We start from the raw sequence: 24,867 nt of genomic DNA on the forward strand, positions 1-24,867 counted from the left end.
ATCTTCCCGACATCTTCTCGATTGAACCGTAGAGTAACGCTAAGTTGGGCATCGCCCAACGCTAGGGAGGGCAGGGACTATGGGCGTTGACTTGGCAGCACGGGTTGACCAGCTACAGACCACCCTGAGCAAAATGGAGCTGGCCCTAGGGGCGATCGCCGATGCGATCGTGTGGACGGGCTGCGACAACCGGGTGCAGTGGTGCAACGCCGCCTTCGATCGCCTGGTCGATCGCGATCACCTCAGCATTCTTAACCAGCCCTTGCCCCAGGTGCTGCCGCTCCAGGTGCAGGGGCAGCCGCTAACTCGCCGCGACTATCCCTCCTATCAGGTGCTGGCAGGCGACTACCAAATGGCCCAGTACGAGTTTTGCTCAGGCGACCAGACCCGATGCCTGGAGATTTCTGGCAGCCTAATTTACTTTGACGACGACCACTGCTCGGCGGTGATGGTAATTCGCGACATCACCGCCGCCAAGCGCCGGGGCGAGGAGCGCCAGCGCCACCTATTTGCCCTGCAAGAGGCCGAGCACCGCTACCGATCGATGTTTGAGCACGCCCCTCTGGGCATTTACCAAACCCGGCTCGATGGGGTTTGTATCACCGTTAACCCGGCGCTGGCGCGGCTGCTGGGTTACGAGTCGCCCACTCAGTTTTTGGCCGACCCGGTGGGCATGGGGGGCGATCGCTACTGCCACCCCGCCGACTACCAGACCTTTCAGCAAAAGCTTCAGCAGGAGGGAGTGATTTCGGGGTTTGAGGCCGCGCTGTGGCGACAGGATGGTTCGACTATCTGGGTGTCTACCAGTGCCCGCCTGGTGACCGATAGCGCCGGGCAATCGGCTTACTACGAAGCCTTTGTAGAAGATATTGGCGATCGCAAACAGCGCGAAGCAGCCCTGCAATTAATTGCCGAGGGCACCGCTGCCCAGACCGGGAATGCCTTTTTTGAATCCTGCGTCAGCTATATTGCCGACCTGCTGAGCGTGCAGTCGGTGATGATCACTGAGTATGCCAGTGAGGCCCGCGATCGCATTCGCACCCTGGCCCTGTGGCTGGGGGGTCTGCAGCCAAACTTTGAGTTTGACCTGGCGGGCACCCCCTGTGAGCCAGTGCTGCAGGGGCAGGTGGTGTACTACGAAAAAGAGCTGACCACGCTGTTTCCCTGGGACGCGCTGCTGGTGGAGCAGGGGCTAGAGAGCTACCTGGGCATTCCCCTGGTGGGGTCGACGGGGGAGGTGATTGGCCACATCGCCATTCTCGACACCCAGCCGATGGCGGCAAACCCCAACCGGGAGCTGTTTTTACGGATTTTTGCGGCCCGTGCCGGAGCCGAGCTAGAGCGCCACCACGCCGAACTGGCCCTGCGCCAGCGAGAGGAAAAGTACCGGGCCATTTTTGCAAATTCTCAGGTGGGCATTGGCCGCACCCGGCTGTCAGATGGGCTAATTTTAGACGCCAACCAGCGCTTTGCCGACATCATGGGCTACGACTCAACCGCCGAGTTGATCGACCGCGTTTCGACGGCCCAGCTCTATGTGGACCCAGACGATCGCGATCGTGTACTCACCGTGCTCAGCCAGCGGGGCGGAGCCCACCACAACTTTGAACTCCAGCTGCGGCGGCGCGATGGCCGCGAGATCTGGGGGCTGCTGTCGCTGTGGCTCAATGCGGCCGAGGGCTATCTGGAGTTTGTACTGGCCGACCATACCGAGCGTCGCCAGCTAGAAGAAAGCCTGCGCCGCTCAGAGGCTTTTCTCAACATCGTGGTCGAAAACATTCCGATTACGGTGTTTGCCAAAAATATTCAAGACGACTATCGCTACGAGCTGATCAACCCCAACTGCGATCGCATCCTCGGCTTCTCGCACCAGCTGGGCCTGGGCAAAAACGACTACGACCTGCTGCCCGCCCCTCTAGCCGACCACTACCGCCGCCAAGACGAAGAAATCATCGCCCAGGGGCAGACCGTCGAAAATTCTGAAGCCATCACCCAGCCCCACACCGGCGAAACTATTTACATTCGTAGCCTCAAGGTACCCCTGTTTGACGACGACGGGCAGCCTACCTACCTGCTGGGCATTGGCGAAGACATCAGCGAGCGCAAACGTCAGGAGGAGGCCCTGCGGCTGATTGTCGAGGGTACCGCCGCCCAAACTGGCGAAGCCTTCTTTCGCACCTGCGTGCGCTACCTAGTGCAGGTGCTCAACGTGCGCTACGCCTTTGTCTCCGAATTTAACGGCGACGGCACCGCCACCACCCTGGCCTACTGGGAAGACCAGGCGATCGCCGACAACTTCACCTACACCATCCACGGCACCCCCTGTGCCGGGCTAACCCCCAACGGGCTGCTGCGCTACCCCCGCAACGTCAAAGCGCTGTTTCCCCACTCGCCCCGCCTGCAGCAGATGCAGGCCGAGGGCTACTTAGGCGCACCGTTAATGCATTCCAGCGGGCGCATGCTGGGCCACCTGGCCGTGCTCAGCGCCACTCCCCTGACCGAAAACCCAGGCCAGGAGCTAATTTTGAAGATCTTTGCCGCCCGAGCTGGGGCCGAGCTAGAGCGCCTGCAGGCCGAGCTAGACCTGCGCCAGAGCGAAGCCCGCAACCGGGCCATGCTCAGCGCCATTCCCGACCTAATGTCGGTGGTTAGCGCCGATGGCATCTACCTCGACTCGGTGCGCTCGACTGCCGATCGCGACCTGCTGGCCACCGTGCCCAACCCCCACGGCAAACCCCTGGCCGACCTGCTGCCCGCCCCCATTGTTGAGCGGCTGCTGGCCGCCGCCCGAGCCGTGGTGGCCACCGGCAAAATACAGGTTTACGAGCAGCAGGTCACTATTCAAAACAGCGCTCAGTTTGAAGAGGTGCGGGTGGTGCCCTACGGCGAGAACTCAGTGCTCACCCTGGTGCGCGATATTACCGACAACAAACGGCTAGAGGCCGAGCGCAAGCAGGCCGAAGACACCTTTGCCAAAGCCTTTCGCTCTAGCCCCAGTCCGATTTCGATCACCACCCTGGCCGAGGGGCGGTTTGTGGAAGTCAACCCCAGCTACCTGAGCCTTACCGGCTACCGTCGCGACGATTTGATTGGTCAGCGGGTCACCGACCTCAACCTGGTGGCCGACGCCACCCTCTACGATCGCGGCATCGAAGACCTGGTGCGAGCCGGGGTTTTGCACAACCGTGAAGTTGAGCTGCGCATTCGCTCCGGCGAAACCCGCACTATTTTGCTCTCCGTGGAGCTAATTGAACTCCAGGGCCAGCGCTGTGCCCTCAGCATTGCCAACGACATCACCGAGCGTAAACGCCTCGAAAACGAGTTTATCTCCCTGGTCAGCCACGAGCTACGCACGCCTATGACCGCCCTGATTGGTTCCCTAGACCTGGTGGCCGCTGGACAGCTCGGCGACCTCAACCCCAGAGGCAGGCAGATGGTGCAGGTCGCCATCACCAACGCCGAACGGCTGATTCGCCTGGTCAACGACATTCTCGACCTGGAGCGGATGAAATCGGGCCAGCTGACGCTCCACAAAACCCACTGCGACCTGGCCACCCTGCTCGACCAGGCGATCGCTGCTATGCAGGCGATGGCCGACCAGGCCCAGGTCACCCTGGTGGTCGAGGCGCTGCCGCTGAGGGTGTGGGTAGACTGCGATCGCATGCAGCAGCTCCTCACCAACCTGCTCAGCAATGCCGTCAAGTTTTCGCCCCCCGGTGGCACGGTTTGGCTCCGCGCCCAGGTAGAAGAGGTGGGTGAGTGGACGAGTGGGCGCGTAGGCGAGTTCGCCCATTCCATCCACCCATCACCCTCCCTACCCATCTACCCATCCACCCATCCACCCACCTACCCGCCTACCCATCCACCCCCTTCGACTCCGCTCAGGGACCGCCACCCGCCTACCCTCCACCTCTCCATCACCGACCAGGGGCGCGGCATTCCTCCCGACAAGCTCGAGCTAATCTTCGAGCGCTTCCAGCAAGTCGATGCCTCCGACGCCCGCGCCAAGGGCGGCACCGGCCTGGGTCTCGCCATCTGCCGCCAAATCGTCCACCAGCACAGCGGCGACATCTGGGCCGAAAACACCCCCGGCCAGGGCAGTAGCTTTCACGTCCTACTCCCCCTAGCCCCAAATTCTGGTTAATTTAACCCACCGTTGCTAGGGCAAACGCCGTTTGCCCCTACTCCCTTCGACTCCGCTCAGGGACCATTACCCGTCTACCCGCCCCCTTCGACTCCGCTCAGGGACCGCCATCCGCCTACCCGCCCACCCACCTACCCCACTACCCCATGCCCAAATCCATTCTCATCGTTGATGACGAAGCCGACGTGCGCGCCGTTATTCAGCTGGGTTTAGAGATAGCCACCGATTGGCAAATTCTCTGTGCCAGCTCGGGTGCAGAGGCGCTAGTTACCGCCGCCGATCGCTGTCCCGACGCCATTTTGCTCGACCTGATGATGCCCGACATGGATGGTCGTGCCACCCTCCAGCAGCTCAAGGCCAACCCTACGACCAAAGGCATTCCGGTGATTTTGGTAACGGCTAAGGCCCAGGCTTTTCAGCAGATCAACCACTCCCACCTGGCGGTAGCAGCGATACTGGCCAAGCCGTTTCGGCCCCTGAAACTGGCGGCGGAGATCAGCGGAATTTTGGGGTGGTGAGGGGGGTGGATGAGTAGGCGGGGGGCGGTCCCTGAGCGGAGTCGTTCGCACTAGCGTCTCCCGTAGGGAGAAAGGGGGGTGGATGGGTAGATGGGTGGATGGGTAGRYGGAGGATTGAGGCTCGGTTACTTCATGGGTGCTGGTCTCGCCCACGCTCCTACGCTCCCACGCTCCCACCCTCCCACCCTCCCACCCTCCCACCCTCCTACTCGCCCACGCTCCCACCAGCTTCCCCATGCGCTCGAAAGAAACCTCGCTTTGTTTAGTGATGGCGATAAAGCCGCCGAGGAAAGCGAGAAAGTAGGTGACAAAAGATAAGTAATAGACGAACAGGGCAAAGTCGCCTACGGTAAGGTCGCCCTGGGCACCGAGGCTCTGGGCAGCGACCAGCAAAATTAAGCCGGTGCCGATGCTGACGATGTTTTCAAAACCGGAGTTGAGGATGGCGGTGAAGACCTGGTCGCGCACCATCAGGTCGCGGCGGCGATCGCACCGCTCATTTAATTCCTCCAGCATTTGGGCCTCGGCCCCGGCCACCTTCACCGCTTGCACAGCGGTAAACAATTCGCCAATTAGCCCGGTGACCCGCTGGGTGGCCTGGCGGCTGGCGCGGCGGTAGCGCTTCAGGCGGTGCTCGGCCTGGTGGGCCAAAAGGGCGATCGCACACAGCGGCAAAAACACCAGCAGCGTCATCGTCGGGTTGACGCTGATCAACAGCGCCACAGAGCCCACGGCAAACACCCCGGCACCAAAAATCTCGTTGGTGCCCACCACCACATCCTCAATCTGGGCTGCATCGTCGCGAAAGTAGCTGAGAATTTCACCGGGGGAAGCATTTTGGCCGTTGGCCCCGCCTGCCGCCAGTTCGGCCCCAGGGCGCTTGAGCAGCTCATGGAGCAGGTTGTGCCGCACCAGGCCGCTGATCAAAAACCGATGCTGGGTCTTAGTGATGCGCCCCACAAAAATGGCTACCACCCGCGCTGCCCCCACCGCTAGCAGCAGCCCAATCCACACCCAGGGCGATGCATCAAAGCGCGATTCCCCAGTGAGGGTGTCAAAAAATTCGCGAATGATCAGCCCCGGCACCGCGGGCAACCCGAGAATGAACAGCCACAGCAGCGTATCGACCCAGTAGAGCCGCTGGGCGTAGCGGATTAGCTGCCAGAGGAGGTGGGTGATGGGGGGCATGGGGGTGGATGGGTGGGGGGTAGATGGGTGGATGGGAATTATTGGGAGGGAGACGGTAAGAGAAGGGTAGGGGAATGGCTAGGGGATTGGTTAGAAGCTATCGGGATTTGGAGGTTTATCAGGTGGCTTTTGCCACGGCTATGGAGATTTTTGAGGTGTCTAAGCGATTTCCGGTTGAGGAAAGATATTCTTTGACTGACCAAATTCGGCGATCGTCTCGATCGGTGTGTGCCAATTTGGGAGAAGCTTGGCGCAAACGACGATATCAAGCTGCTTTTGTGGCAAAAATCAGTGACTGCCAGGCCGAAGCAACAGAAACCCAAATTTGGTTAGAGTTTGCAGTCAAATGCCAATATTTAGATGCCGAAGTGGGTAGAGACTTCTATCGCAACTATGACCAAGTTCTGGGTCAGCTCGTCAACATAATCAAAAATGCCTCCCACTGGACAATCCAATAACCCTCCCCCTCATCCACCCGCCTACCCATCCACCCATCCACTCTCCCACCCCACCCCTCCCCCCAGGAGCCCCTGCCGGATCTTTTTGGCTGCTCAGCGGAGTTTCTTTAGAGAGCTTTGCCTGGTTGGTAGGATGATTGCAGATTAGCTTACTAACTAAGCTTTGATTGTTGACCTTACTCAGTGCCATGGTTGCCTCGCCGCAGTACCTCACCCCTGAAGATTACCTTCGGCTCGAAGCTGAAAGCCTCACCAAGCATGAGTACTTCGACGGTGAAATTTATGCCAGGGATGGGGCTAGGGATGGGCATGTCACGATCGCGGGCAATCTGGCAGCGCTGCTCCGCAGTCATGTGCGCGGTACGGGTTGCCGGGTCTATATCTCAGATATGAAGGCGCGGATTGAGGCGCGTAACCGTTTTTTTTACCCGGATGTGATGGTGACTTGTGACCTGCGCGATCAGGAGACTGCGGGCTATAAGCGCTTTCCTAAGCTGGTGGTGGAGGTGCTGTCTGAGTCTACGGAAGCGTTTGACCGGGGGGATAAGTTTGCGGACTACCAAACTCTGGAGAGCTTAGAAGAATACGTGTTGATCAACACGCGCCATCAGCGGGTGGAGTGCTTTCGCCGCAATGAGGCGGGGCTGTGGGTATTGCAGTATTATTTGCCCGAAACAGCCGTGCCCGAAACAGCAACGTTTTGCCTGGAGAGCATTGGCTTCACCGATACTATCGCGGCCCTGTACGAAGACGTGACGCTGGAGCCGTCTGAAGAAGTCTCTGAGGCTTGATGCGAGTTGTCTGATCGGCCAGGGGCGATAGGTTATTTAGAATTTGCTTTGGTTAGCCTGGGTGGGTTGGGCAAACGCCGTTTGCCCCTACGGGAGGCATGGCATGGTTGATTTACACCTGTGTTCAAAAACGCTAAAGCCCCCAGGGCGTTTAGAACTCTGGGGGCTTTTTTGCAGTTTTGGTCTGGGTAGTTTAGGCGGCGCGGCGGCGGGGGCGCTTGCGTTCAGACTTTTTCTTGTAGCCGATGGCTTGGGCTTCGTGACTATCGAGGCCAAACAGGCCGCGCACCGATTCTTTCATGGCCATGACGCTGTTGTGAAAGTCCCACTCGGCCTGGCGGGCTTTGTCGGCAGCGGCTTTGGCTAGGGCCGCTAGTTCGGTTTCTTTTTGCTGTTTAGCCTGCATGGTGGCCAGGTNTRKMWKGSASMGCCTCGGGGGTAGCTTCGGGGCGGCGGGCTGTGTAGTCGTTTACGGCATTAAGCCCTTCGTAGGACTCAACATCTTGCAAAATGACGCGGGTTTGGAGACGGCGACTGGTATCGACAATGGGCATGGGTGGCACCCTTAAATAAGGTTAATAGGTTGGCGTTTTTGAACGAGGCAGCAACGGGGCAAGGTTTTCAGGAGTTGAGTGGTGCAGGGTAGGGCGTTTGCCGTTGCACCGGGTAAAGCGTTGTCTCGCACAAGTTCATACTGCCCCTGGGGTTTACACTCGCGCTAGGGCAAGCAGATTTGCGGCAAACATCGGTCAAATGGCTGAGCACGATCGCAGTGCAGAAGGCTGCTTCTTAAGCTGACCCGCCGCAGAGCCGTGCTTCGGGCCTGCAATGCCAAACTGCTGTGCCACATTGGCGATCTGCTGTGCCACATTGGCGATCTGAGGGTGCAGATCGCTAAACTGCTGTGCCAGTTTCGCCAAACTGCTGTGCCGCATTGGCAATCTGAGGGTGCAGATCGCTAAACTATTGTGCCACGTTGATGATCTGCTGTGCCACATTGGCGATCGCAAGGTGCAGTACGCTAAACAGCAATGTCAGTTTGGCGATCGCAGGGCGCAGATTGCAAGTAGGGGCGATAAGGTACCGGGTTCTTTTGCTCGTAGCCTGGTTTGGGCAGCAGCAATAGGAACCCGGTATCTGTACCGAAGAGACTTATTCAATCAACACGGTTTTGGTGAGAATGGCCATCCACATCTCGACTCCGCTCGATGCTGGCATATCGGCTTCGCCCGATGACCGTGGTTCGGCTTCGCTCGATGCTGGCATATCGGCTTCGCTCGATGACTGTGGTTCGGCTCCGGTCGATGGCTGCGGTTCGGCCCCGGTCGCTGAGCGGAGTCGAAGCGACTGGATTGTGTCACCCACCGTAGCACCAGGCGGCGCGGGGATGGGGTCGCTCCAGTCGTTGGGGTCAGCGTAGCCGAGGGCGTGGAGGATTTTGATGGTGCGGTCTATGCCTGCAAGGCTGCCGTAGAGCATGTGGCGCACCCGCTCTGGGCGAGCCTGGGGGTTGCTGCGCGAAGACGGCGGAAGATTAGATGCCCCGCTGGCATCGGGTTCGAGATATTCAAACATGGGTTCTGTCTCCAGTTGTGGTTTAGGAAGACAGAACGCGAAAACCCTAGCCGCCCGCAGTTGAAGTGCAAACTGAGGGGGCTAGGGTACGATGGGCCTAGCCACGCAATCTGCTGTCTAGATTTGCGGGGTTAGCTGTCTGTTGGTGTTACCAGCACCCTCAGGCAGCGCTAAAGTCTTCGAGTTCTGTGTGACCACCGCTCTGCTGAACGGCTTAATGTAAGAGAATAGTGGTACAAAAGCTCCCCGTCAACCGTAAAGTGCAACAAAGGCATGAAGGGAGTTTGAGAAACTTCAGTTGACTCTGGGGGGCAGTTACACTGGATTTTTTCCACCCAGACACGCCATATAGGAGTATTAGGCTGACGTATTTCTACCTAATCCGCTGTTTAGGTAGATTGGGTAGAAGTTCTTCCTCTAATAGCGAGCTAAACAGAAATGTAAAGGAAGAAACGCAATGAATAGAATTTCAGTATCATCATCGAACCTTGCATCAGTTGGATATGATTTAAGTACTCAAGTATTAGAGGTCGAATTTCTTAATGGTAGTATCTATCAATATTTAGGAGTTCCTTCATCAGTTTATGATGGCTTAATGGCAGCTAGCTCACATGGCTCATATCTTGATCAGCACGTTAAGAGAGCTGGATACTCTTACCGCAAGACTGGGTGAGGGCCTTCAATCTTTGGATTGTTGTCTATTCATTTAAGAACTTTGAAATGGACAAGGGAACCGACTACGAACTCAAAGTAATGAAACTTGTAAAACTAAAATTGGAAGAGGATGAATTCGGCATTAATCCAAAACAAGCTAGGGTTTCTCATAAGCCAACCTATTATTCTAGAGATCGGCAGAAAGATATCATTTTTGACGTCTCTATTGAAATATGCCGTAAAGGTGCTGAAACACCTTATTGGATTTGGATTTGGGAATGCAAAAACTATTCACATAAAGTGCCTGTTGATGATGTTGAAGAGTTTCATGCAAAGCTAAATCAAGTCGGTGCTAATCGAACAAAGGGTACAATTATTACACCAATAGGATTTGATGAAGGTGCATGTGAATTTGCACGTTCTAAAGGAATCGGATTATGGCGTTGGATTCCTGATGGAACTCCTATAATTCGTTTAGATGCTGGTTCCGATTCATGGTCGTATGATGCAGTTTGGCATGGTATTACACATGAGATTACCAGTGGTCTCTCAGGCGATGATTTCGTTTTCGCTTTAACAACTAATGGGCAATCAACTACGGTGTTTTCTGAGATGATTGCTCAAGAGTTTCTGGATATGTAGTATAGGTTAAGTACTGTTTGGCAATCTGCTCTAAGCGAAGCCAAGGCATATTAGTGTACTGCCAAAGTCAATTTATAGTTGCTCAAGCGAATCGCTAGCCTTTCTATTAGAACAGATCCTTTAGGGTTATGAGTAATAAAAGATATGATGAAACCAGGCCTAGCATTTCAGCAGAACTTCGGCGTGCTGTAGAAGTTGAATCTGGACATTGCTGCGCAATAAAAGGGTGTGGGGAGCACACTTACCTTGAAGTTCATCATGTTGATGAAGATCGAGAGAATAACACTATGGATAATTTAATTCTTTTGTGTGACAAGCATCACAAAATGGCGCATAGTAGAGTAATAGACCGGAAGGCTTTGCGAGAGTACAAAAAGCTTCTTTCTGTCTCTTATAACACTTTGATAAATGAAAGATTTGATCAATTAGAGAAACTGTTAAGAGAACAAAGTAAGTCTAGGTTAGACCCTGAGTTACCCGAGAAACAGTATATTAGTTTTGACCTAGAAAAAAGGTCACCTAAACGACATGAAATCCTGTACTTTTCACTAGATCACATTGCTATTTGCCACTACGAAAGATTAAGTGGACTGGAATTTGAACATCAAGTCGAATTTTTTCGAGGGGAAGACAAGCTTCTGCTCGATGCTCTAAGACAGAGTGATCAAGAAGAAGATATCATTATTGATGTACATTACTTTAGGACATCGTATATTGATGCACCTGCATATGCTTCATGGCTAGAGAAAAAGATCGAACTATATGAGCTTTTGACGGGTAGGAAAGCCAGAGGTATTCTTCTCATTGTAGTTAGAAAGCCACATATGAAAAGAGAAGGATACTTGTCCCTAACGGAGCAGGGAGTCAAGGCTTGTACTCGCAACATTACGCTGAAAGTTTACTCTTGTGAAGAAGTTGGCTTTCAACCTGATCCTTGAACGATCTTATTCAGAGTCTTGGTCATCGTCTTGACCCATACCTACGCCCTCTTCGTCGCGGCGATCGCCGAGCATCTCAGTGCGATCGCAGATCTCCTGTAGGTTGGGTTGACAAAGGAAACCCAACAATCCTAGAAGGGTTTTACTCCTAACTCACCATGGTATAGGTCAACCCTCTCCTCCGTATCGACGAATAACGGCAATTGATCTAGGGTTAGTTTATGGACTACCGAAACTACATCACCATCGAACCCAACAAGCGCGGCGGCAAGCCTTGCGTACGCGGCCTACGCATCACCGTCTACGAAGTGCTTGAGTACCTAGCTTCCGAAATGACCGAAGCCGAAATTCTTGATGACTTCCCCGACCTGACGCGAGAAGACCTAAAAGCCTGCATCGCCTATGCCGCCGATCGCGAACGTCGGTTCATGGCCGCTCCCCTATAGGCATGAAATTACTTTTTGATGAAAACCTATCGCCCAAACTGCCAAATCGCTTGAGCGATCTTTTCCCAGACTCGCTCCACGTCCGCGATGTAGGCATGAAAGCAACAATCGACCCAATAGTCTGGGATTTTGCGAAAGACAATAATTTCATGATTGTCTCAAAAGACGCAGACATGCACGATCTAAGCTTAGTATTTGGGAATCCACCAAAAGTGATTTGGCTTCGCCTTGGCAACTGCTCAACGCGGCAAGTTGAAGATGTGCTGCGTCGAGATTTTGACTCGATCAAATTATTTTATGAAGATGAGAGCTTGTCACTACTCGCTTTGTCATGATAGGTGCGATCGCAGATCTCTTGTAGGTTGGGTTGACAAAGGAAACCCAGCAAACTCAAAAGGATTTTACTCTCACCCGCTGTGATATTGCAGAGTGCCAGATTAACGCTGGCATTGAGTTACTCTGCGAGAAAGTAAAACCTATGCTAGCTCAGCTCAACCTACTGACTGATGTGCGATCGATCGCCCCAAAGACGGGACAGCAGCCAAACGCGCTAAACGAAATTATCCAGAGTCTTAGTTATCGTCTTGACCCATACCTACGCCCTCCTCATCGCGGCGATCGCCGAGCATTTCAGGGGCAACAGCAGGGTTTGCAAGGATTTCTTTGGGGTCTTTATCGTAACCGCCCTTATTGACCAAGTCACGGGGATCAAAAGTTTCCGTGTCAGTGGATAGGGCGTTGTCGGGATTGTTGGTTTGATTCTCAGTCATAAAACCACCTCTTTTACGTCGGCTCCTAGGAGCACTTATCCATTAGCGTAAGCAGCAACAGCAATCGCTTCATCCCTCATCCGCTATACATTGAGTGCGATCGCGGATCTCCTGTAGGTTGGATTGACGAAGGAAACCCAACAATTTCAGCTATCGTAGGTTGAGTGAAGTGCAAATACAACCTACCCTAAGCGCATAAATTCTTTAACCCCTCCATGCGCGATCGCCGCGCCCAAACCCCAGCAGCCACATACTTTTTCACCGTTGTCACCTGCGATCGACAACTCTTCCCTATGGATGCATTCACAATTGTTCCGATCTTCATTGGTATAGTTGCCGCCATTATGGTCGGCATCACCATATTTACAATAATTAGAGCAATAGTTAAATGGCAACACAATAATACGCAACCCATTTTATCTATTGCATCTCGAGTTGTTACGAAGCGAACACGAGTGAGCGGGCATGCTCCACCCGATCGCGTTAGTCATACATCAACCTATTACTACTGTACCTTTGAGGATGAACGTGGCCAGCGACACGAGTTTCGTATTTCTGGCAAAGAGTACGGTCAGCTTGTTGAGGGAGACTTAGGTACACTGACGTATCAAGGAACTCGATATCGTGGATTTCAGCGGCAAATGAGGTGATTAGTTCGCACTTTTGAAACGAGTAGAGTGGTTTGACAACCTATTGCAGCGCCTAAAATCAAACCCCTGGTGCAAGCTGGTTATCAGCGTATGAATTAAGAATTGAGACTTAGGTTGAAGGTGTTGAGTAACACTGCGTTTCATCTAACCCACGGCTGCTACATCATGAATACAATTTAGCTAGCGAGTCGGGCTGGGATAGCGCCTGACGTTATCTCTTGGGAGCCATGACATGGTGAAGCCAGCAAAGAACACCATCTGCCTTTGGTACAACGGCGACGCCGAAGAAGCGGCGCAGTTTTATGCCAAAACCTTTCCCGATTCATCCGTTGATGCGGTGCACCACGCACCGGGAGACTTTCCCTCCGGCAATCAAGGGGATGTATTAACCGTCGAGTTTACCGTCATGGGCATCCCGTGCCTGGGGCTCAACGGTGGCCCTGCATTTAAACACAGCGAAGCCTTCTCATTTCAAGTCGCAACCGCCGACCAGGCCGAAACCGATCGTTACTGGAACGCGATCGTTGACAATGGCGGCCAAGAGAGCGCCTGCGGCTGGTGCAAAGACAAGTGGGGGCTATCTTGGCAGATTACGCCCATCGTGTTGACAGAGGCGATCGCCAGCCCTGACCCCGCCGTAGCCAAGCGCGCCTTCGAGGCCATGATGCAGATGCAAAAGATTGATGTCGCTGCGATCGAGGCGGCCTGCCGAGGTTGAGGGCGATCGCAGTTTTTTAAGTTGTGTCATGGGTAAGATGTCGCGGTGGCGCTGGTCTGGTTTAGTTTAATCAGGCCCTGTGAGGTGTGTAATGTTTCCAGCCTGGTTGGTAATTGCAGTGGTGGGAGGGGCGATCGCGTCTGCGTCTAGCCTGATCCGTCCTCGCGGTATTAAGTGGTTTAAGCGGCAGCGTCGCCCCGACTGGCTGACGTTTGAGTTTGTCATTCCTTTCGTGTGGATGGTGGTCTTTATCTGCGGCGGCTGGTCGGCCTACATTGTCTGGACCCAAACCCAGAGCTGGTTGTTCATGGCAGGGTACATCTTGCTGGAGCTGCTAATTGTGAGCTACAACCCGGTCATGTGTAACCTGCAGAGTTTGCGAGTGGGGACGGCGATCGGAGGGGCGGGGTTTGTGTTTGGGCTGCTGCTGGCTTTGTTGGTGGCGCGGGTGGATGGCAACGCATTCTTGCTGCTGCTGCCCTACCTGCTGTGGAGCCCGGTGGGTACGCTAATTACTTGGCAAATGTCGCAGCTCAATCCGGGTCAGTGAGCTAGGGGCTGTCATCAATTAGCTGCTAAACGCCCAAAATCAAGGTTTACAGCCCCTAGCCTGTTCTTGGGGTCGGGCGTGGCAAGGCTTAACATGCCAGGCTTTTGGCCACAATTGATGACACGCCCTAGGGCGCAGGCGGAATTCGCGCCGTTCTGTGGGACTGCAGATCTTTGGGCAGCTTGAAGGCGGGCACCATGCCGTCGTCGCTGTCGAGGTAGAGTTCGGCGGCGGTGAGCAGGTCGGCGGCGCAGGTGGCGGGGTCGAGGCCGGTGAAGAGATAGGTGGGTTTGCCGGTGCCCACGTAGGCGATCGCGCAGGGCCGTTCACAAATGCACAGGCAGCCGGTGGTTTCAATGGTCAGCTCAGCCTGGCGGGGCCACTGTTGGTAAAGCTCTTCCAGATGCTTCAGCAGGTGCCCTCCACCCGTCTCCCCGTCACGCTTTTCCTCATCCACCGAAAAGCCGCAGCTTTTGCACACAATCAGCTGGTCGGGCATGGCTAAGAGTTCTCCACAAGATAGGTAAACAGGTCGTCGAGAATGCGGTTGGCCCCCAGGGGGCCTGCCACAATCCAGTTCTCAGGCTCTACGGCATAGATCCGCTCGGTCTGCACCGCCCGGAGCTGCTGCCACAGGGCGCTTTGCTGGTAGCGAATGATTTCTTCTCCCGATTCGTGGACAAGAAACATCGCGTCGCCGTCGTGGGCGGTGAGCTGCTCCAGGCTGAGGTCAATGCGGCCTTTGGGCTGGGTTTGGGCGGCGGGGCGCTGAAGGCCCGCATCCTGCAAGACTTCGCCCAGGGTGCTGAGCAGGCCAAAGGTTTTGATCTCAGGCCCCTGTACGGCGATGACCGACACAGTCAGCGTGTTGAGCCGATCGCCCAGGGCCTGCTGGAGCTGTTGAATGCGCTGCTGGTAGCGATCGAGCACGGTCTGGGCGGCCTCGGGTTGCCCCAGCAGGGTAGACACAGTTTGCAGGTGCCCTTTAAAGCCGCCGTCTTGCCAGTTGACCATGACGGTGGGGGCGATCGCACTCAGCGGCCCATAAAACCCCCGCTGAAACTCGCGCCCCATGATCAAATCGGGCTTGAGATTCAGAATCGCCTCCAGGTTGGGCTGGTCGGGGGTGCCCACCAGGGTCAACTCCTGGGCCACATCAGACGGAATGCCTCGCAGCAGGGGGCTACCGTCGTCATTGGGGTAGGCGGCGACGGCGATGGGCTCTAGCCCCAGCGCCAGCAGGGGGTCGAGCAGGGTGGAGTCGTGCAGCACCACAATCCGCTGGGGCGCAGCGGGAATGCAGGTTTGCCCCAGCAGATGCTCGACGGTGCGGCAGTCGATCGAGGGAGCGGGCGAGGCATTGGGCGAGGCGGTTGGCGAAGAGGGTTGGCAGGCCACCACCAGCCCCCAAACCAGGGCCACCAGCCACAGCCCCCAGCGCCGCCTCGACCTAAAACTCATAGGACACCCCCAGCTCAAAGGTGAACGGGGTGCCGGGGTAGACCGCCCCAAAGGTGCCTTCGTAGTAGCGGGTGTTGAACAGGTTTTTGATATTGAGCTGGGTGCGCAGGCCATTCTCAAACTCGTAGGCGGCAAAGGCGTCGGCGGTCAGGTAGGCGGGCAGCTGGTAGTTGTTGCCGAGGCTATCCCAGCGATCGCCCACGAAAAACAGCCCGCCCCCCAGGCTGAGGCCCGTCAGGTTGCCGTCAAAGGCGTACTTGCTCCACAGGCTAAAGCTGTGGGGGGCCACCGTAGGCAGCCGATTGCCCTCGGGGAAGGTGTTGTCCTGCGTTACCTGGGTATCGGTGTAGGCGTAGGAGCCGTAGATGCCCCAGTTGGGCGTAATCTGCCCCGCCAAAGTCAGCTCAACGCCCTGGCTGCGCTGCTCCCCGGTTTGAATCGAAAAGCCCGGATTGAGCAAATCGGAGGTCAGCACGTTGCTGCGGGTGAGGCGATATAGCGCCAGGGTGGCCGACAGGTTGCCGTCTAAAAAGTCGGCCTTGGCCCCAATTTCGTACTGGGTGCCAAAGGTGGGGTCAAAGGGGTTGCCCGCCACCGTGGAGCCTGAGTTGATCTCGAAGGAGCGGCTGTAGCTGCCATAGAGCGACAGCCAGTCGAGGGGCTGGTAAACCAGGCCGAGCTGGGGGCTAAAGGCATTCACCGTGTCGTCGCGGGTGAGAACGTCGGTAATGCGGTTGCGAAATTGCAGCAGCGCCGTGTCGTAGCGCCCGCCCACCAGCAGAGTGAGGTTATCGGTCAGGTCAACTAAATCTTGCACAAAGAAGCCCAGGCGGCGCTCGGGGTTGTTGAAGGAGCTGGTGACCGTAAAGGCGGTGGAATTGTTGCCGTAGACCGGGTTAAACAGGTCGAGCGTGGGCAGCAGATTGCCGTCGAAGTTAACACTGGGCAGCGCTTGGTAGAGGTAGTCGACGCCAAACCGGAGCTGGTGATCGACTGAGCCGGTGGCAAAGGTTCCCAGCACATCCACTTGCCCAAAGTAAAGGTTGATCGACTGCTCGGTCGCCGATTGAGAGCGCAGTAGCGTCTGCCCGTCAGCCGCTATGCCGTCTACGTTGGTGTATTGCCGAAAAATTCGCTCGCTACTGTTTAGGTTCAGCACGTTGCGAATCCGCCAGCTATCTGAGAACTCATGCTCCAGCGTCGAGGTCAGCGACAGTGATTCCCAGCGAAAATCATCCCCCGGCTCATTCAGCAGCCGGTTGATGGGGATCTGTTGAATAAAGTCGAAATCGACTCCGGGTATGGCCAGGCCCACATCGGAGATGCGGTTGTCTACGGTGTATTCGGCCTCAAAGGTCCAGCGGGTGCGATCGCTAATGTCCCAGGCCAGCACTGGCGACACAAAAAACGTGCGGTAGTTAAAGAAATCGCGAAAGCTGTTGGCATCGTCATAGCTGATGTTGAGCCGATAGCGCAGGCTGGCGTCGTCATTCAGCGGCCCCGAGACATCGGCCCGCGCCCCGTAGCGTCCGTAGCTGCCCACGGTGGCTCCCACCTCGGCAAAGGTAACGGGCAACGGCTGCTTGGTGATCAGGTTGATCACGCCACCGGGGGCAATGTCGCTGAAGAGCACCGAGGCTGGCCCCTTGTACACCTCAATGCGATCGATGTTGGCGTTGATCGGGTCGCTGAGGTGGGGAAACCGCAGCCCATTGCGGCGAAAGTTGCCGAAGTTGCTGGTGCGAAAGCCCCGCAGAATGATGTTGTCGTAGGTGCCAAAGGCGGTGCCGCCCGAGGTCACACCGCTGACGTTGCGCAGCGCCTCGCCCAGGCTATTCACCCCCTGGTCGCGCAGCAGCTCCTGGGGAATCACCTGAATCGAGGCGGGCAGATCTTGCAGCGGCGTGTCGGTGCCCGTTAATGTAGATGCCTCGGGCACCCGGTAGCCCTCCGGCTGAGTCTCCCCCGTCACCTGAATGCGCAGCCCGCCCCCCGCTTCCTGGCTCAGCTGCACGGCGGGCGGGGTATCAGCTTCTGCTACGGCGACAGGTTCTAGGGCTGCCGCCTCAGTGCTGTAGCTGACCAGCGGCTCGGGTGCCCTCTTACCCTCACCTAAGCTGGCGGAAATAGCCCCATCGATCGCGACCGATTCAGGCGCGCCTGTCGAAGCTGCATCGGTAGATCCTACAATTTCAACCGCCGACGGCTGATCCACCGCTGCCTCCGGTATTGGTGACAGCTCCGGTTGTGCCCAGGCCGTTGTTCCCGCTAAAATCCACAGCAGCCCGGTGAACCCAAGTTTCGTTTGCAACAAATTTCCCATCACTCCACACACCTATGCGATCGCCAAGGCTGAGAGGACCGCGCGGCTCTAGCTGTCGCCTTGCGATTAGCCCCCAGCCTTTGGCTAAACAAGAATCTTTCTCAAGAAGATACTGGGTTTTCTGCACCGATAGGCACTCAAAGGAGGGGCAGGCGGAATTGTTTGGGGGCTAGCCGGAATTTTTGGTCAACTGGGCGCTGAACAGCTGCCGCTGCGATCGCAAATACGCTCTCGGATTTAGCCCAAATTTTTTGCGAAAGGCGGTGGCAAAGTAGCTGCGATCGGTGAAGCCCACTGCCCGCGCCACCTCCGACACATTCAGATCGCCCTGGTCTAACAGCTGCCTAGCCTGATCCAGCCGGTACTGGTGCAAAAAGCCAAAAGCCGTGGTGCCAAACACATGGCGAAAGCCCCGCTTGAGGGCGTAGTCGTTTAGCCCCACCCGTCGCGCCAGCTCTAGCAGCGAGGGTGGGTCAGCCGCCTCGGCCATCAGAATGGCGCGGGCTTGATGGATGCGCTGCACATCGTCGGGTTTGAGGATGGGGCCGGGAGGCGGGGGCTGGGCGGTGTGCTCTATCAGCAGGGCAACTAGCTCCAGCGCCTTGCTTTCTAAATAAAGGCGCTGGAGCCCGCCCCCGTGGGGCGACTGCCACAGTTGCCGCAGGGCCTCTGCCATGGCCGTGGTCATCGCCCCACGGTGGATCGCCTGGGGTTGATTCTCATCGCCAATCAGGGCCTTTAGCCACGGGCTCATCTGGCCTTCGCCATCCAGGCCATAGGTTTCTAAAAAGGCAGGCTCCAGGTGAATGGTGACGTTCTTTAAGGTTTGCGGAGCGGGCTGTTGGGCCACCCCGGCCAGCGCTACCCCAGCCCCACATAGCGAAAAATCGCCCGTGCCCCAGCGATCGTCGTTGTAGCCGTACTCGCCCTCCAGGCAAAAGGAAAATTCTAGACCGTGGGGGCGATCGGGCAGGGTAATGGCGATCGCATCCTTCAGCTCGTAGTCAGACAGCTCCAGGGTCAGGCCATCGCGCAGGCTAATTTCTCGCAGCTGCCCCGCCCCAATGGCCTGCGGGAACTCCCAGCGCTGCTCAAAGGCCGCTGAGGGCGGCGTTTGATTGGCTATCTCGCTGGCGAGCAACTCCCAATAGGCCTGCTGTGAAAGGTGAATCGTCATAGGTTACGGGGCAGATATGCTGGGGCTAGAGCAAAGCTTAAATGACAACGCTTCGCATTATTCCCTACAGAATCTACCATTAAATGGTTAACGCCACTGCTTAAACGCGCCCAGGGGTGATGGATGGCTCAGCAGCTCTGACTTCTGACCAAAATCAACTGGTTAGCGCCCCCTACGATGGCTCCACAAGATACTTGAACAGATCGTCAAGGATAGCGTTGGCGGCGATCGGGCCATCCCCAATCCAGTAGGAAGGAACTTCGTAAACCTGCCCATTCTGAACCGCACTTAAGGTAGACCATACCGGATCAGCTACCAACTTCTCTTTCTGACTCTGAGCCTGCTGGGCAACGTCATCTTGAAATCCGTAAGTCCAGAGAAATATGGCGTCACCATCGGCATCGGACATTCTTTCGCGACTGATCGTGTACTGAATTGGATTGTCAAACAAAGTGCTGGCTTCCGCTGCGGTTAAATCTTGGGCCGGGGGGCGAGACAGTCCGGCATCGGCAACCACCGTTCCACAAAATGAGTCTTTAAGGTACAGGTTCACATAACTTGGATATACCCGCACAATTGATACGTCAATTTCAGACGCCCGATTCCCCGTTTGCGTCTTAAACTCCTCTGCCCGAGTCTGGTAATTATTCATTACCTGTTCGGCTGCTGCGGTCTTACCTAGCGCCTCTGCAAAACTCATAAAAAACTCTTTCCACTGCCCGCTGTGCTCGTAGGCAATCAAGACTGTGGGGGCAATTTTAGATAGGGCACCGTAGTTAGCTGAAACATAATCTGCACCAATAATGAAATCTGGGTTGAGGGTCAAGATCTTTTCAATGTTGGGGGCATTGTTACCGCCTACGTCTTCAATGCCATCGAGCATGTCGTTGATGTGAATGTCCTGAGCATTTAACCAGTCGCTACCGATCGGTTTAATGCCTAAGCTCAAAGCGTAATCTAAAGCACCTAAAACAACAACGCGCTGAGGGTTATTAGGCACACAGGTTTCGCCTTTGGCATGGCGAATGACTCGACAGTCAGCGCTGGCAAGCGCACCGTCCCCTTGGGTAGAGTCATGGGGTGTACAAGCACCAGCCATGACGACGACAGTAAGACAGGCTAATAACCCTAAAAGCAGCGATTCGCGGAGCGTTCGGGAACCGACTCGGAACGAGTATTCGCTCCGGAATAGCCACCTGGCTATTTGTGAACCAAAACGGGAGATTCGTCGAATCATTCTGTAGCTATTCATCACATTTGACCTAATGCAAACCGCTAAAATTCAACCGACAGTGAGCCAACAATGCTGAGGGGTTCACCCGGCTCGATCGCCACTCGGCCAAAATTATTGGAGCTGAAATAACGCACGTCAAACAGGTTTTGCACATTGATGGCGGCCCGCCAGTTGTTGCGACGGTAGAATACTGCCGCATCGGTGCGCAGGTAGCTGGGCAAATCGAAGGTGTCTTCAAAATCTCCGGCGCGATCGCCGACGTAAAATATCCCAGCCCCAAAGCCCAGCCCTTGCAGATCGCCGCTCTGAATTTCGTAGGTGCTCCACAGGCTAGCGGTGTGGTTGGGCACGTTTTGTACCCGGCTGCCTGGGGGTAGACCAAAATATTCCGCAGTGTAGGCGGCATCAATATAACCATAGGAGGCGATCACATTCCATCCGGGCAGAATTTCGCCAGCCAGATTCAAATCAATGCCTCGACTGCGCTGCTCAGCAATGGGAATGCTGAAGTCGGGGTTGTCGGGGTCGGTGGTGGCCAGGTTAGTTTTGGTAATGTTGTAGGCCGCCAGCGATGCGGTCAGTCGATCAGTGATGGCTGCTTGAACACCTACCTCATACTGAGTGCCCCGCTCGGGGGGCAGAAAGTTATTGTTAGCGTCGGTACTGGCGTTAGGCTGAAACGATCGCGCGAAGTTAGCGTAGAGCGAAATCGGCTCGACCGGCTGGTAAACCACGCCAACTGTCGGCGTAAATGCCGTCACATCCTGGCCAGAGTTTTCGCCCGTCTGGTTGTTGCGGCTGTTTTGCGAAACCACATCAAACCGTCCCCCAGCAACCACGATTAGGTTGTCCAAGATCTGAACCTGATCCTGTACAAAAAAGCCGAGGGCATTGGTGCGATCGCTGTTGTTGCGCACCTCATTAGTTAGGGCGCTGAGGGCAGGGCGCTCAACAACGTTGTAAACCGGATTAAAAATATCAATACTGGGTGTCAATCCGCCCGGCAGGCGGCGCTGGGTGCCACCGGAGGTCTGCCGCCGCAGATCTAGCCCAATTAGCAGGTTGTGTTCCACCGAGCCGGTAAAAAAGTTGCCCAGCACATCGGTTTGCAGCGAGTAGACCTCAGAGCGATCGTCGTTGGAGCGAAAGTTGCGGGGCAAAATGCCCGTGCCTTCGTCTAGGGCTAAGGGCTCAGCCCGATAGTCAAAGGTGTCGGTCGAAAGCAGCCGAAACTGGTTGCGCACCTGCCAACTGTCACTAAACTCGTGCTCTAGGCGGTATCCGGCTCCGTATTCCTGCACGCGGCTGACATCGTCAGGTTCCCCAAAAATTCGGCTCAGCGGAGTGTCGACAACACCTCGCCCGATGGCAAGCAACCCCCGGTCAAATGGGCGCTCGTCGCTGCGGTAGGTGAAGTCCAGATTTAGAGTGGTCGCATCGCCCAGGCGAAAGGCCAGCGACGGCGCGGCAAAATAACGGGTGATAGTTTGGTCAAAGGCCCGAAAGCCATTGGCGCGTTCATAAGCCCCATTAAAGCGGTAGAGAGTGGTGCGATCAGTATTCAGTGGCCCAGTTAAATCAACCGTGGGGCGAATAAACCCGTAGCTGCCCGCTTGGAACTCTAAGCCATAGAACGGCTCGTCGAGGGGCTGCTTGGTGACCAGGTTAACAATGCCGCCGGGCTCTGTGTTGCCGAACAGAACCGAGGCTGGCCCACGCAGCACCTCAATGCGCTCCACATTGGCGGTTTCGGCAAACCCCGAGCCATTACCCCTAAACCCATCGACAAAAATGCCGTCCGTAAAAAAGCCGCGAATGTTGAGCTGGTCGGTGGTACTGCCAAAGCCGCCATCCTGCACTACGCCACTGACGTTGCGTACAGCATCGGTCACTCGGGTAATGCCCTGATCCTCCAACACTTGTTCGGGAATGATTTGAATGGTGCGTGGGGTATCGCGTAGGGGGGTATCGGTGCGGGTGGCGGTGCTGGAGTTGCGCGGCGCGTAGCCTTCATCCCCCTCGCCTGTTACCCCAATGCGGATGGCCTCATCGCCGCCGGAGGCTAGACCCAATCCAGGTGCAATGCCCAGCACCAGCCCCGCCGTTCTGGAACTCACAGTCACCGCGGGCGGTCCATCGCTGCCGGTAATCGCCACCCGCACCCGGTTGCCGGGTTCATTGGTCACGCTCACCAGGGCAATGCCTTCGGCGGGGCCAAACTGCTCAAAGCTCTCGCCCTCGGGCAGGGTCAGCACCGCATTGGCAATCTCGGCCACCAGCGCGCTGCCGACTACCGAGGTGGTGGGCTCCCCCAGTGCCCCGTTGGCATCTAGCACTAGGCGCAACCCTTCGCCCTCGGGCTCGATCCGCACACCAGTAATCTGCGTTGCCGCCTGGGCCAATTCCAGATCCACTGCCTGGCCACCAGGTTGGGCTATATTCCCTAAAGACAACGCCGTTTCGGCCTGCGCCGCCGTTGGCACCAGCGCCAGCCATCCCGCCAACCACACCAACCGCTGCAATCGAACGCCCATCACACCACCTGTTAAATCGTTGAGAACAATGCCCTAGCTACGAACGGCTTCGAGGCAATCAGGAATACTTCTCAACAAGATACAGGCCAGTGGGAGCTGCTAAAGCGAACGATGATCCCTAGACGGAGTATTTGCGATCAGATCTGGGAGTTTTTGGGCAAGCTCTACTCAAACACAGGCGACCACAGCTCTGCGATCGGCACTTCCCATCCGGGCAGCACATCGGGAACAGTCAAGCGATCGCCATCGCGCAGCACTACAGGGGCCTGGTTGAGACGGTAAACCGTGACAGTGCGATCATCCGGGTTGACCAAAATGCCAACCACAGTGCCCTGAGCCAAAAACTCTTCTATTTTTGCCCGCAACTCCTCCACAGAGTCGGTGGGCGACTTGACTTCTACCATGAGATCCGGCGGGATTGTGGCATAGCCCCGTGGGGCCTGGGGTAGGCGATCAGCTCGCACAAAGGCAACATCGGGAGCGCGAGTATTGGCGAGGTTAAATCCGGCGCTAGAGCCAGTCACCCGTCCCAGATTGCGAGGCTCTACCCAGTTCCATAGCTTGCCACCGACTCGAAAAGCTACCTCATCCGACTCATACCCAGAAGGACTCATAACAATAATCTTTCCATCGACCAGCTCCAGCCGATAGTCGGGGTGCTGTGCCTGCAGGGTCTCTAAGTCTTTGACAGTAAGTGCCATAGTACGGTGCCCTTAGCCCATCCCTTTATAGTGTAAGAGCGTAGACGGTGGACAAGTAGAAACGTTTAAGTATCAGGTATCAGGCTCCCCTTAAAAATCCAATACTCGCCCACCCGCCTACCCATCTACCCATCCACCCCTACGCCCTCCTCCCCCTCACATACACTCCCGGATTCACCCCATACTTGCGGCGAAAGGCGGCGGCGAAGTGACCCCGACTGGCAAACCCCACCGCCTCGGCGGCGGCGGTGACGCTGAGATCGCCCGATTCGAGCAGCTGGCGCGATCGCTCCATGCGGTGCTCGTGCAGGTAGCCAAACACCGTGGTGCCAAACACCTGGCGAAAGCCCACCTTGAGCTTGTGGTCGTTAATGCCCACGGCCCGCGCCAGCTCAATCAGCGAGGGGGGCTGGGTGAGCTGGCGGCACAGCAGCTTGCTGGCGTAGTGGATACGCTCCACATCGTCGGGTTTGAGGGCCGGTGGGCTGACGCTTTCGGGCGTTGTTTTGAGGTCTTCAATTAACAGCGCCATCAGCTCCCAAACTTTGCTTTCCAGGTAAAGCCGCTGGGTCAGCCCCTGAAACGGGCAGCGCAAAATGGCCTGCACCGCCATCTGCATTGCCGCCGTGGGGGTGCCAGAGCGTTCAAAGTAGCGCTGATCGGCAGGGCGCAACAGGTCTGGGAAATCGTCGCAGGTTTCCCCGCTCCACTGCTGGAAGATGTGTGGCTCGATATGGACGTTTATACCCACAAGCCGTCGATTGCCGGGGACCCGCCAGACCTCGGCTGGAGCCAGCCCACTGCCAAAAAAGTCGTAGCGCTGGCTGCGTTTGCCGCCGCTTTGGGCCTGCTCAAAGGTGAACTCTAGGGGATGGACGCGATCGCAGTGCTGAATTTCTAAATCGTCCTTAAGCCAGCAGTCTTCAATACAGAGATCGATCCCTTCGCGGAGGGCTACATGGTGCTGTTGCCTATGCCCCAAGCCGGCAGGATAAGCCATCGCGTCGTCCGCCGTAGCGGTAGTCTCGTCGAGCCAGTTCGCGTAGTCAGCTTGGGAAAGGGTAATGGTCATAGCAGCAGGCCCAACGACAGCACGGAAAAATCAGGTGTTTACCCAAATCCACTGTGCGCAGACCTGGACAAACACCCGATAGCTTCTATCTAGGGGGATAGATGCCTGAGAGGATAAGCCAATCTTACCGCTAGTTGGCACTGATTCTCAATACCTAACACCCGCCACTTTGCCTTTGGCAGCGCACCAAAGTCTCAGAGGACGTTTGAAAAGGGGTAGGAGTGTAGCCAATTAGACCAAGCGCCTAAGCATGATGCGAATCATGGCAATTTGGAGCATGGCCTCAGCGTTTTCAGGCAACTGCTCATAATCCTGAACCAAGC

The 24,867-nt window shown here is 56.2% G+C and carries 23 protein-coding genes and 2 pseudogenes; 12 read left to right on the top strand and 13 right to left on the bottom strand.

Going from position 1 to position 24,867, the window contains the following annotated elements:
- Positions 1–79: 79 nt before the first annotated feature.
- Together IQ265_RS09110 and IQ265_RS09115 are read left to right on the top strand one after the other, a co-directional pair.
- A complete protein-coding gene (locus IQ265_RS09110) occupies positions 80–4,144 on the top strand; it encodes a PAS domain S-box protein (RefSeq protein ID WP_194052568.1) in 4,065 nt (1,354 codons plus the stop codon).
- Positions 4,145–4,290: 146 nt separating this feature from the next.
- Positions 4,291–4,662, top strand: a complete 372-nt coding sequence (locus IQ265_RS09115; protein ID WP_194052570.1) for a response regulator — start codon at positions 4,291–4,293, stop codon at positions 4,660–4,662.
- Between the two features lie 318 nt (positions 4,663–4,980).
- Here the strand turns inward: IQ265_RS09115 and IQ265_RS09120 are convergent.
- A pseudogene (locus tag IQ265_RS09120) lies at positions 4,981–5,850 on the bottom strand (ABC transporter ATP-binding protein); the annotation flags it as partial.
- Positions 5,851–5,924: 74 nt separating this feature from the next.
- On the opposite strand from IQ265_RS09120, the gene IQ265_RS09125 reads away from it, so the two are divergent.
- The gene (locus tag IQ265_RS09125) at positions 5,925–6,308 is read left to right on the top strand and encodes a four helix bundle protein (protein ID WP_194052572.1); all 384 of its coding nucleotides are present in this window, start codon (positions 5,925–5,927) and stop codon (positions 6,306–6,308) included.
- 188 nt (positions 6,309–6,496) lie between these two features.
- Positions 6,497–7,099: a Uma2 family endonuclease gene (locus IQ265_RS09130; RefSeq protein ID WP_194052574.1), complete on the top strand. Its 603-nt coding sequence runs from the start codon at positions 6,497–6,499 to the stop codon at positions 7,097–7,099.
- Between the two features lie 193 nt (positions 7,100–7,292).
- Here IQ265_RS09130 and IQ265_RS30645 read toward each other — a convergent pair whose 3' ends face one another.
- The 3 genes and pseudogenes from IQ265_RS30645 to IQ265_RS09145 all read right to left on the bottom strand — a co-directional run.
- Positions 7,293–7,505 (bottom strand): hypothetical protein, encoded by a 213-nt coding sequence (locus IQ265_RS30645; RefSeq protein ID WP_228037720.1) that lies wholly within the window; start codon positions 7,503–7,505, stop codon positions 7,293–7,295.
- A gap of 343 nt (positions 7,506–7,848) precedes the next feature.
- Positions 7,849–8,019 (bottom strand): hypothetical protein, encoded by a 171-nt coding sequence (locus IQ265_RS09140; protein ID WP_194052576.1) that lies wholly within the window; start codon positions 8,017–8,019, stop codon positions 7,849–7,851.
- 454 nt (positions 8,020–8,473) lie between these two features.
- Positions 8,474–8,674: pseudogene (locus IQ265_RS09145) on the bottom strand (hypothetical protein); the annotation flags it as partial.
- Positions 8,675–9,131: 457 nt separating this feature from the next.
- On the opposite strand from IQ265_RS09145, the gene IQ265_RS09150 reads away from it, so the two are divergent.
- From IQ265_RS09150 to IQ265_RS09170, 5 genes are all read left to right on the top strand, one after another.
- Entirely contained in the window at positions 9,132–9,347 is a 216-nt protein-coding gene (locus IQ265_RS09150) for a KTSC domain-containing protein (protein ID WP_194052578.1), read from the top strand.
- A gap of 47 nt (positions 9,348–9,394) precedes the next feature.
- A complete protein-coding gene (locus IQ265_RS09155; RefSeq protein ID WP_194052579.1) occupies positions 9,395–9,970 on the top strand; it encodes a restriction endonuclease in 576 nt (191 codons plus the stop codon).
- Between the two features lie 287 nt (positions 9,971–10,257).
- A complete protein-coding gene (locus IQ265_RS09160) occupies positions 10,258–10,908 on the top strand; it encodes a hypothetical protein (RefSeq protein ID WP_194052581.1) in 651 nt (216 codons plus the stop codon).
- 221 nt (positions 10,909–11,129) lie between these two features.
- Positions 11,130–11,354: a DUF433 domain-containing protein gene (locus tag IQ265_RS09165; protein WP_194052583.1), complete on the top strand. Its 225-nt coding sequence runs from the start codon at positions 11,130–11,132 to the stop codon at positions 11,352–11,354.
- Between the two features lie 2 nt (positions 11,355–11,356).
- Entirely contained in the window at positions 11,357–11,689 is a 333-nt protein-coding gene (locus tag IQ265_RS09170; protein WP_194052585.1) for a DUF5615 family PIN-like protein, read from the top strand.
- A 237-nt stretch (positions 11,690–11,926) separates the two neighbouring features.
- Here IQ265_RS09170 and IQ265_RS09175 read toward each other — a convergent pair whose 3' ends face one another.
- Positions 11,927–12,124, bottom strand: coding sequence for a hypothetical protein (locus IQ265_RS09175; protein WP_194052587.1), 198 nt, complete (start codon positions 12,122–12,124; stop codon positions 11,927–11,929).
- Positions 12,125–12,417: 293 nt separating this feature from the next.
- Between IQ265_RS09175 and IQ265_RS30055 the strand changes: the two genes are divergently transcribed.
- From IQ265_RS30055 to IQ265_RS09190, 3 genes are all read left to right on the top strand, one after another.
- The gene (locus tag IQ265_RS30055) at positions 12,418–12,774 is read left to right on the top strand and encodes a DUF2500 domain-containing protein (RefSeq protein ID WP_194052589.1); all 357 of its coding nucleotides are present in this window, start codon (positions 12,418–12,420) and stop codon (positions 12,772–12,774) included.
- Between the two features lie 232 nt (positions 12,775–13,006).
- Positions 13,007–13,492 carry a VOC family protein gene (locus IQ265_RS09185; protein ID WP_194052591.1) on the top strand — a complete coding sequence of 162 codons (486 nt, stop codon included), beginning with the start codon at positions 13,007–13,009 and terminating at the stop codon, positions 13,490–13,492.
- A 91-nt stretch (positions 13,493–13,583) separates the two neighbouring features.
- Entirely contained in the window at positions 13,584–14,042 is a 459-nt protein-coding gene (locus IQ265_RS09190; RefSeq protein ID WP_194052593.1) for a tryptophan-rich sensory protein, read from the top strand.
- A 127-nt stretch (positions 14,043–14,169) separates the two neighbouring features.
- On the opposite strand, the gene IQ265_RS09195 is transcribed toward IQ265_RS09190, so the two are convergent.
- From IQ265_RS09195 to IQ265_RS09230, 8 genes are all read right to left on the bottom strand, one after another.
- Entirely contained in the window at positions 14,170–14,541 is a 372-nt protein-coding gene (locus IQ265_RS09195) for a DUF1636 domain-containing protein (protein ID WP_194052595.1), read from the bottom strand.
- Between the two features lie 2 nt (positions 14,542–14,543).
- Positions 14,544–15,503, bottom strand: coding sequence for an ABC transporter substrate-binding protein (locus IQ265_RS09200; RefSeq protein WP_194052597.1), 960 nt, complete (start codon positions 15,501–15,503; stop codon positions 14,544–14,546).
- Positions 15,493–17,826 carry a TonB-dependent siderophore receptor gene (locus IQ265_RS09205; RefSeq protein ID WP_194052599.1) on the bottom strand — a complete coding sequence of 778 codons (2,334 nt, stop codon included), beginning with the start codon at positions 17,824–17,826 and terminating at the stop codon, positions 15,493–15,495. The genes IQ265_RS09200 and IQ265_RS09205 overlap by 11 nt, the downstream gene beginning before the upstream one ends.
- A 169-nt stretch (positions 17,827–17,995) precedes the next feature.
- Positions 17,996–19,003, bottom strand: a complete 1,008-nt coding sequence (locus tag IQ265_RS09210) for an AraC family transcriptional regulator (RefSeq protein WP_194052601.1) — start codon at positions 19,001–19,003, stop codon at positions 17,996–17,998.
- A 172-nt stretch (positions 19,004–19,175) separates the two neighbouring features.
- Positions 19,176–20,003 carry an iron-siderophore ABC transporter substrate-binding protein gene (locus IQ265_RS09215; protein WP_347404935.1) on the bottom strand — a complete coding sequence of 276 codons (828 nt, stop codon included), beginning with the start codon at positions 20,001–20,003 and terminating at the stop codon, positions 19,176–19,178.
- A 275-nt stretch (positions 20,004–20,278) separates the two neighbouring features.
- Positions 20,279–22,771: a TonB-dependent siderophore receptor gene (locus tag IQ265_RS09220; RefSeq protein ID WP_194052602.1), complete on the bottom strand. Its 2,493-nt coding sequence runs from the start codon at positions 22,769–22,771 to the stop codon at positions 20,279–20,281.
- Between the two features lie 164 nt (positions 22,772–22,935).
- Positions 22,936–23,472, bottom strand: coding sequence for a Uma2 family endonuclease (locus IQ265_RS09225; protein ID WP_194052604.1), 537 nt, complete (start codon positions 23,470–23,472; stop codon positions 22,936–22,938).
- A gap of 139 nt (positions 23,473–23,611) precedes the next feature.
- Positions 23,612–24,544 carry an AraC family transcriptional regulator gene (locus IQ265_RS09230; RefSeq protein WP_194052606.1) on the bottom strand — a complete coding sequence of 311 codons (933 nt, stop codon included), beginning with the start codon at positions 24,542–24,544 and terminating at the stop codon, positions 23,612–23,614.
- Positions 24,545–24,867 lie beyond the last annotated feature (323 nt).

It is taken from the genome of Nodosilinea sp. LEGE 06152, assembly GCF_015207525.1.
In the GTDB taxonomy this organism is placed as follows: Bacteria; Cyanobacteriota; Cyanobacteriia; order Phormidesmidales; family Phormidesmidaceae; genus Nodosilinea.

What these genes read in the sequence shown, in the direction of transcription:
- IQ265_RS09110 (WP_194052568.1), top strand. Translation starts at nt 80, where the DNA reads ATGGGCGTTGACTTGGCAGCACGGGTTGACCAGCTACAGACCACCCTG.
- IQ265_RS09115 (WP_194052570.1), top strand. Translation starts at nt 4,291, where the DNA reads ATGCCCAAATCCATTCTCATCGTTGATGACGAAGCCGACGTGCGCGCC.
- IQ265_RS09125 (WP_194052572.1), top strand. Translation starts at nt 5,925, where the DNA reads ATGGCTAGGGGATTGGTTAGAAGCTATCGGGATTTGGAGGTTTATCAG.
- IQ265_RS09130 (WP_194052574.1), top strand. Translation starts at nt 6,497, where the DNA reads ATGGTTGCCTCGCCGCAGTACCTCACCCCTGAAGATTACCTTCGGCTC.
- IQ265_RS30645 (WP_228037720.1), bottom strand. Translation starts at nt 7,505, where the DNA reads ATGCAGGCTAAACAGCAAAAAGAAACCGAACTAGCGGCCCTAGCCAAA.
- IQ265_RS09150 (WP_194052578.1), top strand. Translation starts at nt 9,132, where the DNA reads ATGAATAGAATTTCAGTATCATCATCGAACCTTGCATCAGTTGGATAT.
- IQ265_RS09155 (WP_194052579.1), top strand. Translation starts at nt 9,395, where the DNA reads ATGGACAAGGGAACCGACTACGAACTCAAAGTAATGAAACTTGTAAAA.
- IQ265_RS09160 (WP_194052581.1), top strand. Translation starts at nt 10,258, where the DNA reads ATGGATAATTTAATTCTTTTGTGTGACAAGCATCACAAAATGGCGCAT.
- IQ265_RS09165 (WP_194052583.1), top strand. Translation starts at nt 11,130, where the DNA reads ATGGACTACCGAAACTACATCACCATCGAACCCAACAAGCGCGGCGGC.
- IQ265_RS09170 (WP_194052585.1), top strand. Translation starts at nt 11,357, where the DNA reads ATGAAATTACTTTTTGATGAAAACCTATCGCCCAAACTGCCAAATCGC.
- IQ265_RS09175 (WP_194052587.1), bottom strand. Translation starts at nt 12,124, where the DNA reads ATGACTGAGAATCAAACCAACAATCCCGACAACGCCCTATCCACTGAC.
- IQ265_RS30055 (WP_194052589.1), top strand. Translation starts at nt 12,418, where the DNA reads ATGGATGCATTCACAATTGTTCCGATCTTCATTGGTATAGTTGCCGCC.
- IQ265_RS09185 (WP_194052591.1), top strand. Translation starts at nt 13,007, where the DNA reads ATGGTGAAGCCAGCAAAGAACACCATCTGCCTTTGGTACAACGGCGAC.
- IQ265_RS09190 (WP_194052593.1), top strand. Translation starts at nt 13,584, where the DNA reads ATGTTTCCAGCCTGGTTGGTAATTGCAGTGGTGGGAGGGGCGATCGCG.
- IQ265_RS09195 (WP_194052595.1), bottom strand. Translation starts at nt 14,541, where the DNA reads ATGCCCGACCAGCTGATTGTGTGCAAAAGCTGCGGCTTTTCGGTGGAT.
- IQ265_RS09200 (WP_194052597.1), bottom strand. Translation starts at nt 15,503, where the DNA reads ATGAGTTTTAGGTCGAGGCGGCGCTGGGGGCTGTGGCTGGTGGCCCTG.
- IQ265_RS09205 (WP_194052599.1), bottom strand. Translation starts at nt 17,826, where the DNA reads ATGGGAAATTTGTTGCAAACGAAACTTGGGTTCACCGGGCTGCTGTGG.
- IQ265_RS09210 (WP_194052601.1), bottom strand. Translation starts at nt 19,003, where the DNA reads ATGACGATTCACCTTTCACAGCAGGCCTATTGGGAGTTGCTCGCCAGC.
- IQ265_RS09220 (WP_194052602.1), bottom strand. Translation starts at nt 22,771, where the DNA reads ATGGGCGTTCGATTGCAGCGGTTGGTGTGGTTGGCGGGATGGCTGGCG.
- IQ265_RS09225 (WP_194052604.1), bottom strand. Translation starts at nt 23,472, where the DNA reads ATGGCACTTACTGTCAAAGACTTAGAGACCCTGCAGGCACAGCACCCC.
- IQ265_RS09230 (WP_194052606.1), bottom strand. Translation starts at nt 24,544, where the DNA reads ATGACCATTACCCTTTCCCAAGCTGACTACGCGAACTGGCTCGACGAG.